General features: G+C 58.9%; 10 protein-coding genes and 1 pseudogene. 2 read left to right on the forward strand and 9 right to left on the reverse strand.

The window, feature by feature from the left end; genetic code table 11:
- The 3 genes from BN1936_RS03990 to modA all read right to left on the reverse strand — a co-directional run.
- Positions 1-406 (reverse strand): ATP-binding cassette domain-containing protein (locus tag BN1936_RS03990; RefSeq protein ID WP_148521174.1); only part of this gene is annotated, 406 nt, incomplete at its 3' end.
- Between the two features lie 7 nt (positions 407-413).
- Positions 414-1,250 carry a ModD protein gene (gene modD / locus BN1936_RS03995; RefSeq protein ID WP_049686710.1) on the reverse strand — a complete coding sequence of 279 codons (837 nt, stop codon included), beginning with the start codon at positions 1,248-1,250 and terminating at the stop codon, positions 414-416.
- Positions 1,251-1,344: 94 nt separating this feature from the next.
- Positions 1,345-2,100, reverse strand: a complete 756-nt coding sequence (gene modA / locus BN1936_RS04000) for a molybdate ABC transporter substrate-binding protein (RefSeq protein WP_049686711.1) — start codon at positions 2,098-2,100, stop codon at positions 1,345-1,347.
- A gap of 739 nt (positions 2,101-2,839) precedes the next feature.
- On the opposite strand from modA, the gene BN1936_RS04005 reads away from it, so the two are divergent.
- Complete coding sequence (locus BN1936_RS04005) at positions 2,840-3,919, forward strand: hypothetical protein (protein ID WP_022444080.1); 1,080 nt, start codon at positions 2,840-2,842, stop codon at positions 3,917-3,919.
- A gap of 110 nt (positions 3,920-4,029) precedes the next feature.
- Here BN1936_RS04005 and BN1936_RS04010 read toward each other — a convergent pair whose 3' ends face one another.
- The 3 genes and pseudogenes from BN1936_RS04010 to BN1936_RS04015 form a co-directional block, all read right to left on the reverse strand.
- Positions 4,030-5,247: an MFS transporter gene (locus BN1936_RS04010; protein ID WP_049686712.1), complete on the reverse strand. Its 1,218-nt coding sequence runs from the start codon at positions 5,245-5,247 to the stop codon at positions 4,030-4,032.
- A 140-nt stretch (positions 5,248-5,387) separates the two neighbouring features.
- A pseudogene (locus tag BN1936_RS11555) lies at positions 5,388-5,624 on the reverse strand (MFS transporter); the annotation flags it as partial.
- Between the two features lie 21 nt (positions 5,625-5,645).
- Complete coding sequence (locus BN1936_RS04015; protein ID WP_022444077.1) at positions 5,646-6,596, reverse strand: MFS transporter; 951 nt, start codon at positions 6,594-6,596, stop codon at positions 5,646-5,648.
- A 452-nt stretch (positions 6,597-7,048) separates the two neighbouring features.
- Here BN1936_RS04015 and BN1936_RS04020 point away from each other — a divergent pair, with 452 nt between their 5' ends.
- On the forward strand, positions 7,049-7,924 hold the full coding sequence (locus tag BN1936_RS04020; RefSeq protein WP_049686713.1) for a DUF2877 domain-containing protein: 876 nt from the start codon (positions 7,049-7,051) through the stop codon (positions 7,922-7,924).
- A gap of 228 nt (positions 7,925-8,152) precedes the next feature.
- On the opposite strand, the gene BN1936_RS04025 is transcribed toward BN1936_RS04020, so the two are convergent.
- The 3 genes from BN1936_RS04025 to BN1936_RS11655 all read right to left on the reverse strand — a co-directional run bounded on the left by BN1936_RS04025 (position 8,153) and on the right by BN1936_RS11655 (position 16,001).
- Complete coding sequence (locus BN1936_RS04025) at positions 8,153-10,144, reverse strand: hypothetical protein (RefSeq protein WP_049686714.1); 1,992 nt, start codon at positions 10,142-10,144, stop codon at positions 8,153-8,155.
- Between the two features lie 968 nt (positions 10,145-11,112).
- Complete coding sequence (locus BN1936_RS04030; protein ID WP_049686715.1) at positions 11,113-11,913, reverse strand: YadA C-terminal domain-containing protein; 801 nt, start codon at positions 11,911-11,913, stop codon at positions 11,113-11,115.
- A complete protein-coding gene (locus BN1936_RS11655) occupies positions 11,844-16,001 on the reverse strand; it encodes a hypothetical protein (RefSeq protein ID WP_049686716.1) in 4,158 nt (1,385 codons plus the stop codon). Before BN1936_RS11655 ends, BN1936_RS04030 begins: the two co-directional genes overlap by 70 nt.
- Positions 16,002-16,011 lie beyond the last annotated feature (10 nt).

Raw genomic sequence — 16,011 nt, forward strand, 5'->3', positions numbered from 1 at the left:
GGTCCAGCGCCACGCGCGCCTGCCGGCGGCCCCGCTTTGCGGCGAGCGTCAGGTGCCCGCGGACCGTGAGGTGCGGGAAAAGCCGGTGATCCTGGAACACCATGGAGACGCCGCGTCGGTGCGGCGGGAGGACAAAGCGCCTGTGCGTATCCACGATCGGCTGCGTTCCGAGCCGCAGGAACCCTCCCGTCGGCCGGATGAGTCCCGCGATCAGCTGCGCGAACGTCGTTTTTCCCGCGCCGCTCTCCCCCATCACGGCGGTGACGCCTGAAAGCGGCATATTGAGGACGAAGTGAAAGTCACTCGTTCCCCTCACGCAGCGGAGGTCCATCACGCAAGTGAGCCCCCGCGGGCTTTTCTCACCACCCGCGGGGGCTCCATCCCCACCAAGGATCCGATTCATCATCTGAAAATCAAAGGGCCTTGAAGCGCATCTTGATATCAAAGGGCTGCGCGAAGTAGGGCCACGTGGTCACAATCGCGTCCACGCCGGTCGCGGCAAAATCTGCGGCGTTCGAGCCATTGATGCCGCCGGCCGCGAGAATCTTCCCGGCCGGGTACTTAACACGCACCGCGTCCACAAAGGCTTTCAAAGCCTCAGTCGAAAACTTCTCGCACTGGATCACATCCGCCCCGGCTTCAAAGTACGCGAGCCCCTCTTCTCCCGTCGCCACTTCAACCGTGACGCGGCGTTCGGGGGATTTGAGCTTCGCGTCGTGCACCGCCTTAAAGGGGGCGGGTAAAAACACCCGATGCTGATCAAAAACGAGAATGGATTCCGAGAGCCCCGCGCGGTGGAAGACACCGCCGCCCGAGAGAATCGCGTAGAGCGAGAGGAGCTTCGCGCCAGGGAAGTGTTTCCGCGTGAGGGCCACCTGGCAGTTCGGGTTCACGGATTGCGCCGCGTCCACCATCTGACGCGTCCGCCCGGCGATCCCGGAGTACGTTTCCATGAGCCGCTGCGCGGTCTTATAAACCAGGTGAAGCTGCGACGCGGTGCCTTCAAGCGTCAGAACGGGCGTCCCGGCTTCGACCCGAGCGCCATCCTTCACGTGTTCCGTCGCTTTGAGTCCCACCCGGCGGCAGAGTTTCGCGGCAACGGAGACACCGGACACCACGCCTGTCACCTTCGGAGCCCCGACCACCATGCTCGGCTGATCCTCAATTCCTAGCAGCGCGGAGGTTTCATCACCGTAAGGCGCGTCCTCACGGATCAGGTCATCCAAATAAGAATCCGGAAAGTAGACCATCAGAAATTTCCTCTTCTGTTGATAAAGCTATCAGAACCGGGCGGAGCCGTTCAAGGTTCCGCCCAGTCCCCCCTGTCTATAACGAGACTCGCTCTTACTTCGCGTCGCCCACGCCGAACTTCTGAAGCACCTGCTTTGCCTTCGGGGTCGTGAGGCAGCTGAGATACTGTTCCGCGGCCTTTTCGTTCGGAGCGCCCTTCACGATCGAGGCCGTCATCGTGATCGGTTCGTACCCCGTCTTCACCGGCATCATGCCGCCAAGCTTCTCGTGATTCTTCTTCGCGGCAACCACGTTCACAAAGGCGACATCCGCCTCACCCCGGACGACATACGAAATCGCCTGCGGGACGTTTCCAACCGTGAGCCACTTCGCTTCAAGCGCCTTCTTCACTTCAGGCTTCTGACCCGAGAGCCACTGGGTCGCGGTGCGGCCGTAAATCGCGGCCTTCGGATCCGGAGCGGCGATACGGGTGACGGAGGCGTTCGTGAGATCGGCCGGGCTCTTGATATTCAGGCCCTTCTTCCACACCATCATCATCGGGGTGTCGCCAAGCGTCACAGTCTTCGTGTAGGTGACGTTCGACTTGATCTTCTTCAGGGTCGACGCGTCTGACACCACGACCGACACGTCATTCCCCGCCTCGATCTGGGCGAGTTCCTGACCGATATTTCCGCCGAAATGCCCTTCGATCTTCACATCCGGCGCTTTGCAGACTTCATTCACGGCCTTCACCATCGGGATATAGCCCGCCCCCGTCGTTACCCCTAGCACCGACGGAGCGGCGAAGGCCGTGCCTGACATCGCGAAAGCAGCGCCGCAGAGCACGGCAAAGATGGCGGTTTTCTTCATATTCTTTCTCTCCAGAAGCGTTGTGGTCAGTACCGAAGGGAAGGAAAAAATCGGTTCTTATGAATCCCGTTTCCGCTTCGGCGTAACGCTATTCTACATACGATATTCTATTTAGTAATATCGGCTTGAAGAGGGAGTTTTGGAGGATATTGAGGCACTCTTTGGATAGGACAAAGTCGGCAGAGAAGAATGGAGAAGAAAGCGGGCCCTCGCCTTTACTTAGCGACAAAGGTTCACCGCCGAAGAAACAGGGGTCTTGAAACTGAGTCCTGGCGTTGAAGACACTGCCTTTAAAGGATCGGGTCTGGCAGAAGGACAGCATCCTTCCCGGATGGGTCTGGTCCCGCATCTGATTTTTATCCGATACTTTAAAAAGAGATCATTATTTACCTGTTTTTAAACGATTTTATAAAACAGAAAAACGAATAAGACCGCTTCGCGTCATTCGGCGCAAGTGTCGTTCGAGTCTCTGGATCCGCGGCTCCGAAATCGGATTTTTCTCTCGATTCTCCCTCCTTCTGGGGGCAGTTCCCGGTCGCTCTGAAGCCGGTTTTCTCATCCTCCGGCAGACAAACACATAACCGAAAGCGCTTCAATTCCCGTGATCTGATAATCATTCGCAGGTCAAGATTTAGAGATAAATCAAATGATTACAGATTGATGACAGAATCTGCCGGAAAAATCGGGGTTTCGACTTAAAATAAATCGGTCTAAAAAGCGACTCTTCATTGATTTCCCCATGCATACAAAAACTATAAAAATCGCCGTACTGCTTACGTGCTTCGCGTCGCTTTCTGCCTCAGCCAATCCCATCGGCGATGCCCTTGGGAAAATCATCAACTGGGGTCAGAATACGCTGCACCCCGCGGACCCGGCGTCATCCGCGGTAGCGTCTGCCGCGGCGAACTCACTCGCCGCAGGCGGCACTCTGAATACCTTCTGGAACCCCTTTACGGCAAAGCCGATCGCGACCCCGACGGACGCGAAGCTGAAAGCGTTTCATGACAGCGTGATCAGCCTCGCGAAGGCGAACGCCTCGCTCTACGCCGCGAAGAAGCCTTTCCCTGAGTTCTACAAGATGTACCTCAATAACCTCGTGGCGTTTAATAGCCGTGATGCGTCGCAGTTTAAAGTCACGGACCTCGTCGGAAAACCGGAATTCGGCGATATCGAGCATGAGCTGCATGAGAATCTCCTCGACTGGGGGACGTATTCGATCTCAGGCTCTAAGTTTGAGGTGACGCCGCTCTACTCGTTCTTCGCGAAGCTCCCGAATCTCCCGCCGATGTGGAAGCAGTACTTTGACGTCATGGCGCTTGGAAATGGGCGCGTGAGCGCAGATAACAAAAACCGCAATATTCCGTCGCCCGCGGAGCTCTCGCACGTGATCGCGAACTGCGATTCATTCGTAAAGGCGTACCCGGACTTCCCGTACGCGTTCCAGGTGCAGTCGGTGTATTTCTCGCTTCTGCACTTCTATCTGCACGATCCCCGGATGCAGCAGAATCCGACGCTGAGAAGCCAGTACCTCGCGTCCTATCAGTCGTTCATGAGAACCGCGCCGCAGTCGACCGCCGCCTGGTTTGTGCGCCGCGCCGCCGCCCGCGTCAAGGCCTCGAACTTCCAGATGCCGCAGAACGAAGTCGCGATGATGGAAACCGCGCTCGGACTCAAACCCACCCGCTACGTCCCGGTCTCGAAGAGCGCCCGGGCGTCGATCCGCGCGTCGCTGAAGGCCGACACCCCGCAGGTCGCATCGACCACCCGCACCCAGACGGTTGCGGCTCCGGTACATCTGAATTCACACGCGCAGAACTGACCGCTCAAAAAGGAGGCGGACCGCTGAGTCCCCTCCTCTTTTGCTATACCAAGGGCCGCCGGAGACATTCCCCCGCGGCCCTTGGTGTTTCCGGGTTCTAGTAAAACGCTTTACGCCGGAACCGGGTTTTCCTTTCTGAGGGTCCAGGCGGCAAGCCATCCAACGGCAAGCATGCCAGCCGCAAAGTAGAAGCCGCTGTTCCATGTGTTCGTGCTGTCTCGCAGCCACCCGGTGATGTAGGGCGAGAGAATCGCCCCAAGCATCGCGATGCAATTATAGATCCCGTAGACCGACGACAATTTGTCCTTCGGGGCGGCGTCTGAAATGAGGGTCAGAATAATCGGGTCGCAGGCGAGTTTCCCGAAGAGCCCGTAGGCGACAAGCGCCGCGATCAGGAGATCCCATTCCTGGACGAGCACGAGCGACACAATCGACGCGATCGCGACGGGGATGAGAATGAGGAGGAAGGGCTTCCGCTTTCCGATTTTGTCTGAGAGCCTGCCGATGAGGAGCGCGGCCGGCACACTCGTCCACGCGACGAGTGACGCGATCATTCCGGTTTCGGAGAGCGGAATATGCCGCACATCCGCAAGGTAAAGCGGGAGCCAGGTCACCATGACGAAGAATCCGTAGACATTACAGAACGCGATAAAAAAGATTGTCGCAAGCTGCCGGTTCCCGAGAATCTCCCCGATACTCGCCACAGACCCGGCCTTTGTCTTCGCGTGCTCCACCTTCTTCGCGTGCGTCCCGGTCTTGACGAACATATAAATCAGAATGCCGACGATAAAGGTGGGGATCGCGTACGCCATGAAGGTCACGCGCCAGCCGAGATCAAGACCAAAAGAGATGTAGCTGGAACCAATGAGCACGAGCGTAATCCCGACCGCCTGGCCGTTATTGATAATCGCATAGCCGAGCGCCCGGTATTTCGGAGGCGTGGAGTCGCTTGAAATCGCGTACTCGGGACCGTAGTAGAAGCCTTCACCGAACCCCGCGAGAATGCGGATCAGGATCAGCATGAGAAAGGACGACGCGAAGTGCGTGAGCGCGGTCGCGGCTCCAAACACCATGAAGCCAAAGAGAATGATCTTCGTGCGGCCGAAGCGGTCCCCGAGGAGCCCGGACGGGATCTGGACCGCGGTGTACATGATGAAGAAGACGGAGGTGATGAGGCCGACTTCCGCGTTGGAGAGCAGGAATTCTTCCCGGATTACGCCCTGCACGGGGCTGAGAATCGTGCGGTCCGCGTACATAAAGACCCAACCGAGGAAGAAGAGGAGCGAGGTGGTGAGCCAGTTCCCGGTTCCCGATTTGCCTTGCGACATTTGGATTTCCTCCTAAAAAGATCGGAAGAAAAAGCGGTGTGTTTGGTTTCTACATTCTTCTTTTCAAAGCCTGTCTGAGACCCGGCGGGGGAGTCCCGCCGGGCTAAGCAAAGTTATTTGAAATTAAGAGCGGATGAGCGTCAGATCTGCTTCTTCTTTTTGATGCAGAGAACGGCGACGATACCGAGAATCAGGAGCCCGACCGCGACATAGAAGCCGCTGTTCCAGGAACCCGTGATATCGCGGAGCAGCCCCGTCGCGTACGGCGCGATGATGGCGGACGACATCCCGACGAAGTTAAAGATCCCGAACGCGGTGGAAAGCTGGTTCCGCGGCGTGTTATCGGCGACGAGGGCGATCGTCAAGGGGTCCGTCGCAAGCTTTCCGAAGAACCCGTATCAGACGAGCGCCGTGATCATGAACGCGTGGCTGTTCGTGAGAAGCATCAGAAGGATGCTGCAGGCCGCGAGCGGCAGAAGGCAGAGCACCACCGGACGGCGCTTCCCGATCTTGTCCGAGATGTAGCCATAAAGCAGCGCCGCGGGGATCGAGGTCCAGGCAACCAGCGACGAGACGAAACCGGTGTCAGACCGCGCGATGCCGCGGACTTCCTCGAGGTACACCGGGAGCCACGTGCACATCACGAAGAACCCATAGAGGCTGCAGAAAACGAGTAGGTACGTGAGAAGGAGGTTGCGGTTTTTCAGCAGATCCGTGAACTTCGCCTTGGGAGCAGAGGCGGACTGGGCTTCGCGCTTCGGTTCCTTCACGAAGATCAGGATCCCGAGGCCCACAAGGATCGTGGGAACCGCGAAGATGTAGAACGGAAGCCGCCAGCCGCCATTCATGTCAAACGCGATGTAGCTCGACGCCACGAGACCGAGCGTGATACCGAAGGCCTGTCCGCTATTGATGATCGCGCTGCCGAGCGTCCGGAATTTCGTCGGAATGAGTTCGGAGGAAAGACCGTACTGCGGCCCGTAATAAAAACCCTGGCCGATACCGGTCATCGCACGGGCAAGAAGCAGAGTGCCAAACGACCCGGCGAGACCCGTAAACCCAGTGAAGAGACCGAAGATCGCGAAACCGAAGGCGATCACTTTCGCTTTTCCGAGCTTATCCCCGAGGATGCCGGACGGCACCTGGAGGAGCGTGTACGTCATAAAGAACAGACTGCTGATCAGACCGACCTCGGCGTTTGTGAGATTGAAGTCCGTGCGGATCAGCACCTGCACCGGATTCAGAATCATTCGGTCTGCGTAGATGAAAATCCAGCCCAGGAAGAAAAACAACACAGCGACTTTCCAACTGGTTTGTTTCTCCTGTGCCGGAGCAGTAATCGCGGCCATAATAGGTCTCCAAAAATGGAAGATGAAAAACTCCTTTGACAGAATCAATTCTACGGTGACGTGTTTTTGGGATAGCGCAGTTTTTTTGTGGGAATTTCAGGCCGTTAATCGAAAATTTTTAAAAGTCCGAATCAGCCTCCGGAAGGCGCTTCAGACCCGCTATAGTAGCGAGTGATGGACGGAAGCGTTTTTCTTAATTCTGGCTTAAACCGCTGTTTTTATCGATGTTTTGATTTTCACTGATTGAGGAAAACGCAAGTTCTGTTTTTAAGTCCGGAAGGAAGCATGGGGTCACCCCTCTGTCACTGCTTCGCAGGATTCTGTGTGACAGGAATTCTGAAGCGAGATTCTGAGAAATGGACCCTGCGTCTGCTGATAGGTTATTAAGAACACTATCTTTTAGAAGTTCCCGTCCCTTCGGTGCCAGGTTTCTCTTTTTCTTGAGGTGAGTCATGTGGGTATCAGCGTCTGAGAAGAGCCTGCGGGAGAGAATCGTGTCTGCCGGGTCAGATCCCCTCGAGGCCTCGATCGCGGCGCGCTACCGCCATGGGCTCGATATTGAGATTCCGGCACTCTCAGAACGCGTTTTTGTCAGTACGGCAGCGAAGGGGCTCTTTCCCTCGCACTTCGCGGTGCGGCAGCCGGTGCTTGAGGCTCTTCTTCAGAAACCAGTCGGGAGTCATCTCTGGATCCGTACCGATTCTCAGGATCGGACCGCTCCGGACGCGCTTACCCTCTCCTACCGGACCTTTGATCTGTATCTGCCGGATAACCTCACCGGAACCCCGGATCCAAAGCGTTTGGTGTCCCGGTCCCGAGTCCTCCGGAGCACGCTCCTCCTTATTGCATCTTCCGGCGGGCTCGATCCCTTCACAGCGATGTTTTCGGATACCTGGGAGCACCGGGGGGCGTTCGCGAGTAGCGGCAAAACGTCCGACTCGATCCTCGGGCTTCTCGGGAAAGGCGCGGGCTCAACCCCGTCCGGCGACGATATGCTGGTCGGCGCTGCCGCGGTCTGTACACTTTTTAAAAATGCTGAAGGATCGGTCTCCGACATCGCGGCCTCGTGGCTCTCGGCCCTCTCTTGCTGCGAGCCCCGGTTCCCCGCTCTCACCACCCTGATGAGTACCGGATACCTGAAAGCGGCGCTTCAGGGCCGGTTCGGGAGTCACCTGATCGCGCTCCTCAAGTGCCTCTCACTTCCCTCGAATCGGTCGCTCTACGCGACAGTCCTCAGAGTCAAAAAGCATGGGAACACCTCGGGACTCGACACGCTCGCTGGCGTCACCCTTGCCTGCCGGATGATCGGGCGAGCACTCCAGAAGTAGCCCTCCCCTATTCGCTGCCCGACTTTTAGACCCCGGTCTTTCTCCTCTTCCTATATATAGAGAGTCACTTCGACCCCAGGAACGAGCGCTGCCCGCGGCCATCTTTTGCTGTCGGTCCAGTGTCTAACCGCCCGATGCCACCTGTGGGCGTTTTCATTCCCCCAGAAACACACATGCCGCGGGTCTTCCGACCCGCGGCATGGGGTTCAAGCGAGACTACCGAGCGACTCAGGCGTCGATCCCAAGCTTCTCCGCGGCGGCCTCAAAGGCCTTCACGAAGCAGTCGAGCGGAGCGCGCACCGTACCGGCCGAGACCGTACCCGTGGTGGTGACACCGGACGTCGACACCGTGGTGTTCCCCGCGGTCACCGTGCCAAACGTCGCGGAATCGGCGGAAACCGTGCCAGCGGATACCGTGCCAGTCGTCGTGAGACCCGTGGAAGACACAGTGGTATTTCCCACCGTCACCTGATCCGCGGTCACAGTCCCCGCGGTCACCTGATCGGGATCGGCCGACACGGACGTGAAGGTCGCGGCATCCGTCGTTCCGACTGTCACCGTGCCGTCTTCAGCGGTCGACACAGCGGCGTTCTTTCCGGCCGCGATCTTCGCTACCGCGGTGCTGGAATCCGTCGTCGTTCCCTTATAGGTATTCGTTAAATAGTCATAGACGTCGCCGCCCGACACCGCGGTCTTCGACCCCTCGGCGATCACGCCGGAGCCGAGATTCGTGATCTGATTGCCCCCAGCGTTGATGCCGGAACCGGAAATCTTCACGTTTCCGATCGTGAGGCTGCCCGCGGTTCCGAGGTTCACATTCTGAAGGAGGGAAACCGTGAGGACACCTTCATCCGCAGCTACCTGGATGTTGCCAGAGGTCACCGCGGCGTCCGCCGCCGCTCCGCCCTGGACCGTGACGGCTTCGCCGTTCTTCACGACGGACGACCCCGTGTCACCCTTAAACGTGAGGCTTGAATTCTTGAGCTGAGCGACGTTCACGGCGTCGGTATCCAAGGTACCGGCCGCCACATTCTGAATCTGACGGGTCGAACCGGTGTTCGCGTTTCCGATCGACATCGCGCCGTCAGTCGACACCCAGGCGGAACCCGTGTGCGTTTCACCCGACGGGTCGTAACCGATCTTGCCGGCTTCCGTATTCGCGTAGGAGTTCGCGCCAAGCGCGATCGCGCCTTCGCCGACCGTCAGAGCGTTCGCGCCCATGGAGAACGAATTCTTCCCGTAAGAAGCGGCTCCGTAGCCGATCGCGGTCGAGAGTTCGCTGTTCGCGCCGCTCCCGTAACCGATCGCCGTGGAGTTCGCGCCGGACGCGTGGGACGAAATACCGATCGCGGTCGCCCAGTAAGCGCCGTTCGAGTCACTGGCCGTGCTGAAGGAGCCGACGGCGAGTGACGAGATACCGGCGGACGCCCCGTAACCCACGACGGCGGAATAGTCCGCGCCGGACGCGCCGTGGCCGATCACGACCGCGTTCGACCCGGTGGTCGACGCGCCAGCGCCGATCACGACGAGCTCATTATTTCCGTAATAGGTGCCGCCGGACGGATTGATGATGACAGATTCGTTAGAGGTGGACTTGAGGTCGCTGCCGATCAGGACGAGATCCGACGGGCCATAGCCGTAGATACCGGCCTGGTTATTCGTGCCGAGAATCACGGTGTTCGTCGTTCCGACGTCCGCGAAGTTGCCGCTTCCGATAATCGGGGTCGACGCGCCCTGGCTCGAGACGGAGACGCCGCTCGCGAGCGTGAGTTCTTTATCAGTCAGAGAGGAATACGACGTGGAGGAGCCCGCGTTCAGCTGCGTCGCGGTGAGCTCACTCTCGTCCCCGAGGTTCACGGTATCCGCGAGTCCGAAGGTGATCGAGGCACCGTCCGCGGTATCCGTGACGGCCGCCTGAAGGTTCCCGTCGGTATTCACGGAAAGCGTGTCCGCGTCAGACACCACGGCGGACTTATTTCCGTTCCCGGCCGCCTTGATCGTATAGGCGAGCGCCGGAGCGGACGCGGAAATCGCGGCGAAGATCACCGTGTGGACGAGGTTAAGGACACCGGGAAGGCGCTTTTTCGCGCGGCGAGTGGTATGGCGTTCGGTGCACCAATCCTGCGCGGCTGCAGCCGCGCCGTACACCTTGACGCCCGCGGGCGAAGAAGTTTTGGCAGGGTTCATATCTGTGGCAAGGAGTCGCTTAATTTTTTTCATCTGAGACTCTCTTCTCTCCAAATTCAATCTGTCACGTGAGCCGGCCGCACTCTCCAAGCAGACAGCTCACTTACTAAATGTTCAGCAAAAGTTCGAAACCGCTAATTTTAGTAAAGAGGAAAGAAATATGCTCGTGTTTTGTATTTTTCTCTATTACCGTGAAGGGATAGCCCAAAGTAGTGAAATTTAAATTAGGTATGAGTTTTGTAACTTTTAAATGTTCCGGAAACCAGCTGTTTTAAGGGGTGTACGGGAATTTTTGTGAATAGCTGTCAAAAATCCAAAGTTTTCAGACTAAAAATATCGGCTCTCTTCGAATCCCTGATTGCGTAATACGCACTTTTCTGTCGTTATCTTCGTCGATTTTTCACGATCGCTATCAGGTTCCTGTCGCTTTACAACTTCCCGACCGCTGTTCCGTATACGAAAAACGAAACGCGAGTCACTCTTAATGCCAAAAATGAAATTGATAAAAATGCATTCACAGGGATTTGACGGGGCGTATCGAAGGATTAATCCCTTAGGTGGGTCCGTTCGACATAAATTTCACCCCTTCTTCCGGCGTTGAAAAAGATACAGTATTGAAATTGAACAGATTTTCTGGGGTTGTTTCTAAGTGATGGATCCATAGGCAAAAAACATAAATACGGGGTGGTATTCCATGGGGGTACACCGGATTTTCCGTATTCTAGGGTATTTTCCTTACATAAACATGGGATAGGACTTTCCCTAGTTACCTACTTTTTTAGGTAGGAACACCGGGTTTCGGGCCGAAATCTTTACACTTTTTTGACCGGAAACCCGTTTTTTCTTGAGAACGAACCGCAGTAAAAACCGGGGAGAGACGTCCGCCCCTCCCCGGTAATCTGAACAACTTTGAAAATTCCCGACCCAGTTGATAAGCACTTTTTGACGTGCTTAAGCGTTGCTAAAAGCCCGGTTTCAGGGGATCTTCAGTTGCGAGGCCGTTACTTCTTTCCTCCCGCCGTGAGCGCCCGGACCGCGGCTTCGAGTTTCTCAAGCCTCGCCTTCGTTTCATCGAGCTCGGCCTGAGTCTTCGAGAGCTTCGCGTCCTGGGTCGCGAGCGCGGTCTTCTGCGCCGCGAGCTTCTCATCCTGCGTCGTGATCCGCGTGCGGGCGACCGCTAACTGAGCCGAAAGGTCGCGGTTTTCGCTATCGAGACTCACAAGCCTCGCCGCCATCTGCTGCGGCTTCTGAGCAAGCGTATCGCCGCCGAACCGGTAGCTGAAACTCAGGTTCCCCATCACGTCATCATTCCCCACAGCACCGCCGAGCGAAATGAGGGAGTTCTCTGTCGGCCGCACGAAGAGACCCACAGCTGCCGCGCCGGATCCCCGGTACGCGCCGCCGCCAATCGACACCGACACGCGGTGATCCTCATCAAAGGGGAGCGGGTGGAGCGAGGCGATCGCTGCGGCCTGCGCCCCCACATCGTTGATCCGGCGATTAAGCCGCGCGTCGTTCCTCGCCAATTGATTGATCGCGTCCGAATTCTGGATCACCGCCTGGTTCGTGGTCCAGAGCTGACCGCCCGTCACGGCCTCGGTCGACCCTTCGGCGATCTCCCCAGCTTTCACGTTCGTGATCTTGAGGTTCCCGGCGTCGACGCCGTTCGATGTGAGGCTCGGCCCGTTCCCGACCGAGACGCCGTCTGTCGTCACCGTGGTGTTCCCGACCGTCACCTTGTCGAACGACACCTCGCTCGCGGTGCCGATCGTGAGGGTGTTGTTCTCAGTCGTGATCGCCATGTTTTTGCCGAACGAGTAGCCGATCGATTTGGAACTCGTCGACGTCGTGTTTCCGAGGACATCGGTCGTCGTCTGCATGATCGTGATCGATCCATCCGCCACCGTGAAGTTCGCGACCTTGGTTTCAGTGGCCGCCCCGGCGTCCGCGGAAATCTTATCCGCGAGCGTCTGGATCGCGGAGTAGACCTGACCCCTGTCACCACGTCCGTGCTGTTGGCCGCAAGGGCACCCGTGCCGGCGTTCGTGATCGTGGAGCCGCCCGCGTTGATGCCGGCGGTCGTAAAGAACGCGCCGTTCGAGAGCGTCACGCCGGTCGACCCGATCGTGGTGCCGGAACCCGCGGTCCCGAAGGTCGCGGAGGTGAAGACCGGGGTGAGGCTCATCCCGATCGTGACACTGCCGTTCTCTCCCGAAAGCTCGACGTTATCCCCGGCGACGTAACTGATCGCCCCGTTATTCGCGACCCGGAAGGTGGACGTGGAGCTCCCGTCCCTCACGTTCACGGTGTAGCCCGTGTTCGCGCTTGTCGCGTAGTTGCTTTGCAGATAGTCATACACGGCGGAACCCGAGACCGCTGAGGAGTCCGTTGACGTGATGCCGCCTGACTGCAGGTTCGTGATCGGTTTCCCGGCCATATCGATACCGGCTGACGACACCGAGACGCCGCCGAAGTTGCCGCTCGCCGCCGTGATCGCGCCGGTCGACGCGAGAAGCGAAATCGCGCTGCCGACCGTGATGCCGTCCGCCGTGACGCCGGTGGTGTTTGTGCCATCCGTGACCGAGAGCCTAGTGGAGCTAAACGTCGCGCCGTTCGACGCGGTGCCGGCGGTGACGCTAGATGCGGTCACCGTGCCGGTCGTTGTGAGACCGGAATCCGACACTGTGGTGTCACCGGTCGTGAAGGATTCAGACGTAACCGAGTCCCCGGTGATCGTGGTCTTCGCGGTGTCAGTGCCCACTGTCACGGAGTCCGACGCGGCGACGGTCTTAAAGGTGACATCGTCCGATGTCGCGATCTTCACCGACCCGTCGCTCTCAAGCGTGAGGCTCACATTCGTCCCCTCATCGAAATTCAGCGTGCTCGAGAGCGGGATGAGGTTATCGGACGAATTGTGATTCACGGTCGAACGGACGCCCGTCTGATCCGCGGTCTTGTAATTCTGATCAAGATACGCGGCCACCGCGGCTCCGGTCACCGCCTCATCATTCCCCGACGCGATAGCGCCGGAGGTGAGCCCGGAGATTTTGCCGTCCGACCCGATCGACACCTTTCCGATCGTCGCGGTGGCAGCGGTGAGGTTTCCAGAGATCGCGGCGGAGGTCGCGGTGAGGCCCGAAGCCGTCAGGGCGTTCCCCGAGGTTCCGACCGTGACACCGGAGCTGTTAACCGTCGTCTGCCCAGCCGTAAAGGTGTCAGCACTGACGCTCGAAGCGGTCACGGTTCCGGTCGTCGTAAGGCCGGAGTCCGTCAGGGTCGACGCCCCGGTCGAGAAGGATTCGGAGGTCACCCCGCTTCCGGTCACCTGGGTCGTCGTATTGCCCGACCCCACCGTGAGGGAATCGGTCGCCGTCACGGTGCTGAAGCTCGGGGTGGACGACACGCCATACGTCACGGTGCTGTTTTCGAGCGACACCGTCGCGTTGGTGCCCGCGGCGTAGGTCAGAGCGCCGTTCGGATCCACCTTGTAAGTGTCCGAACCGACGGTCGCGGTCCAGCCGGAATTAGCGGACGTGGTGTAGTTCTGGCTCAGGTAAGAGGCCACCGCCCCGCCTGTCACGGCTTCATTGTTATCCGCCGCGATGGTGCCGGACGTGAGATTCGAGATCTTCCCGTCTGTCCCGATCGACACCCCGCCGATCGTCGCGGTCGCGGCGGTCAGGTTTCCGGAAATCGCGGCGGTTGTAGCCGTTAGTCCGGAGGATGTCAGGGCGTTCCCGGTGGTGCCGACCGTAATCCCGGAACTGTTCACCGTAGTGCTGCCAGCCGTAAAGGTGTCAGCACTGACACTCGAAGCTGTCACCGTCCCGGTCGTCGTGAGGCCGGAGTCGGTCAACGTCGACCCTCCGGTCGTGAAGGATTCGGATGTGACCGAGTTCCCCGTGACCGTGGTCTTCGCGGTGCCGGAGCCGACCGTCACGGAGTCTGTCGCGGCGACAGTCTTGAAGGTGACATCCTCCGCCGTCGCGACTTCCACTGAGCCGTCGTCCAGCAGCGTGAGCGTGATGTTATCCGCCGAATCAAAGTTCAGCGTATCGGTGAGCGCGGCATCACGGTTCGCGACACCATTCACCGACGCCCGGACGCCGGTTTCGGCGGACGTCTTGTAATTCTGATCAAGGTACGCGGCGACCGCCCCGCCCGTCACCGCTTCATTGTTATTCGCGGCAATGGTACCGGAGGTGAGATTCGAGATCTTCCCGTCCGTCCCAATCGATACGCCGCCGATTGTCGCGGTGGCTGCGGTCAGGTTACCGGCGATGGAGGCCGAAGACGCGGTAAGGCCGGAAGACGTCAGAGCGTTTCCTGACGTGCCGACCGTGATGCCCGTGCTGTTAACAGTCGTTGTGCCGGCCGTGAAGGTATCGGCACTGACGCTCGAAGCGGTCACGGTTCCGGTCGTGGTGAGACCGGAGTCCGTCAAGGTCGACGAGCCGGTTGAGAAGGATTCAGAGGTCACCCCGCTTCCCGTCACCTGAGTGGTCGTGCCATCCGACCCCACCGTGAGGGAATCCGTTGCCGTGACAGTCGTGAAGCTCGGGGTCGACGAGATGCCGTACGTCACCGTGCCGTTTTCAAGCGACACCGTCGCGTTGGTGCCGGCTGCGTACGTGAGAGTGCCGTTCGGATCCACCTTATAGGTGTTGTCACCCACGGTCGCGGTCCAGCCGGAATTCGCGGACGTTGTGTAGTTCTGACTCAGGTAAGCAGCGACCGCGCCGCCTGTCACCGCCTCATTGTTATCCGCCGCGATAGTGCCGGACGTGAGATTCGAAATCTTGCCGTCCGACCCGATCGATACGCCGCCGATTGTCGCGGTCGCGGCCGTGAGGTCACCGGCAATGGTGGCCGAAGACGCGGTGAGTCCGGACGTCGTCAGAGCGTTCCCAGAAGTGCCGACCGTAATGCCGGAAGTGTTAACCGTGGTCGTGCCGACCGTAAAGGTATCGGCGCTGACACTCGAATCGGTCACCGTGCTGAAGCTCGGCGTATCCGAGACGCCTACCGTCACCGTACCGTTCGCCTGAGACACCGTGGCGTTCGTACCGGCAGCAAAAGTGAGCGTGCCACCCGGAGCAACAGTGGACGACGTGCCGCCCGCTGAAACCGTGATTCCGGAAGCCGAAGTGGTCGAGTAATTCGCAGCCAAATAGTCTGCGACTGCTTTACCTGTGACAGCGTTGGTATCGTTCGACGCGATCGAGCCGGACGTGAAACCAGAGATGGTGTTTCCGGTTCCTCCAATCTTGATATCGCCGACATTCACCTGATTTGCGGACAGCGTGCCGTTAATCGTCGCTGCGGACGCGGTGAGTCCAGAGGACGTCAGCGCGTTACCTGAAGTTCCAACCGTGACGCCCGTGCTGTTAAGGGTGGTCGTGCCAGCCGTCACCTTAAAGCCCGACCCCGTAGTGGTCGAATAGTTATCCGCAAGGTACTTCGCCACCTCGCCGCCTGTCACCGCTTCATCGTTATCAGCCTCAATGGTGCCGGACGTGAGATTCGAGATCTTGCCATCCGTTCCGATCGACACACCGCCGATCGTGGCGGAGGTCGCGGTGAGACCGGACGTGGTCAGGCTGTTCGTGACCGACCCGCCGCTTGAAATCGAGAGTCCCGTGGACGAGAGCGTCGCCCCGGTGGCTGAGGTTCCGGCCACAACCGTCCCAGACGTCGTGAGACCGGAGTCCGTGAGTGTCGAGGCACCCGTCGTGAAGGTTTCCGAAGTGACCGAAGTAAAGGTCGGGGTCGACGAAATCCCATACGTCACCGTGCCATTCTCTTGAGACACAGTGGCGTTGGTACCGGCCGCGAAGGTGAGCGTGCCGCCCGGGGCGATCGTCGACGCCGCGGTCGAGCCGTCGGTCACCGAGAATCCG

The sequence above is a fragment of the Dakarella massiliensis genome (assembly GCF_001182045.1).
Taxonomy (GTDB): domain Bacteria; phylum Pseudomonadota; class Gammaproteobacteria; order Burkholderiales; family Burkholderiaceae_F; genus Mesosutterella; species Mesosutterella massiliensis.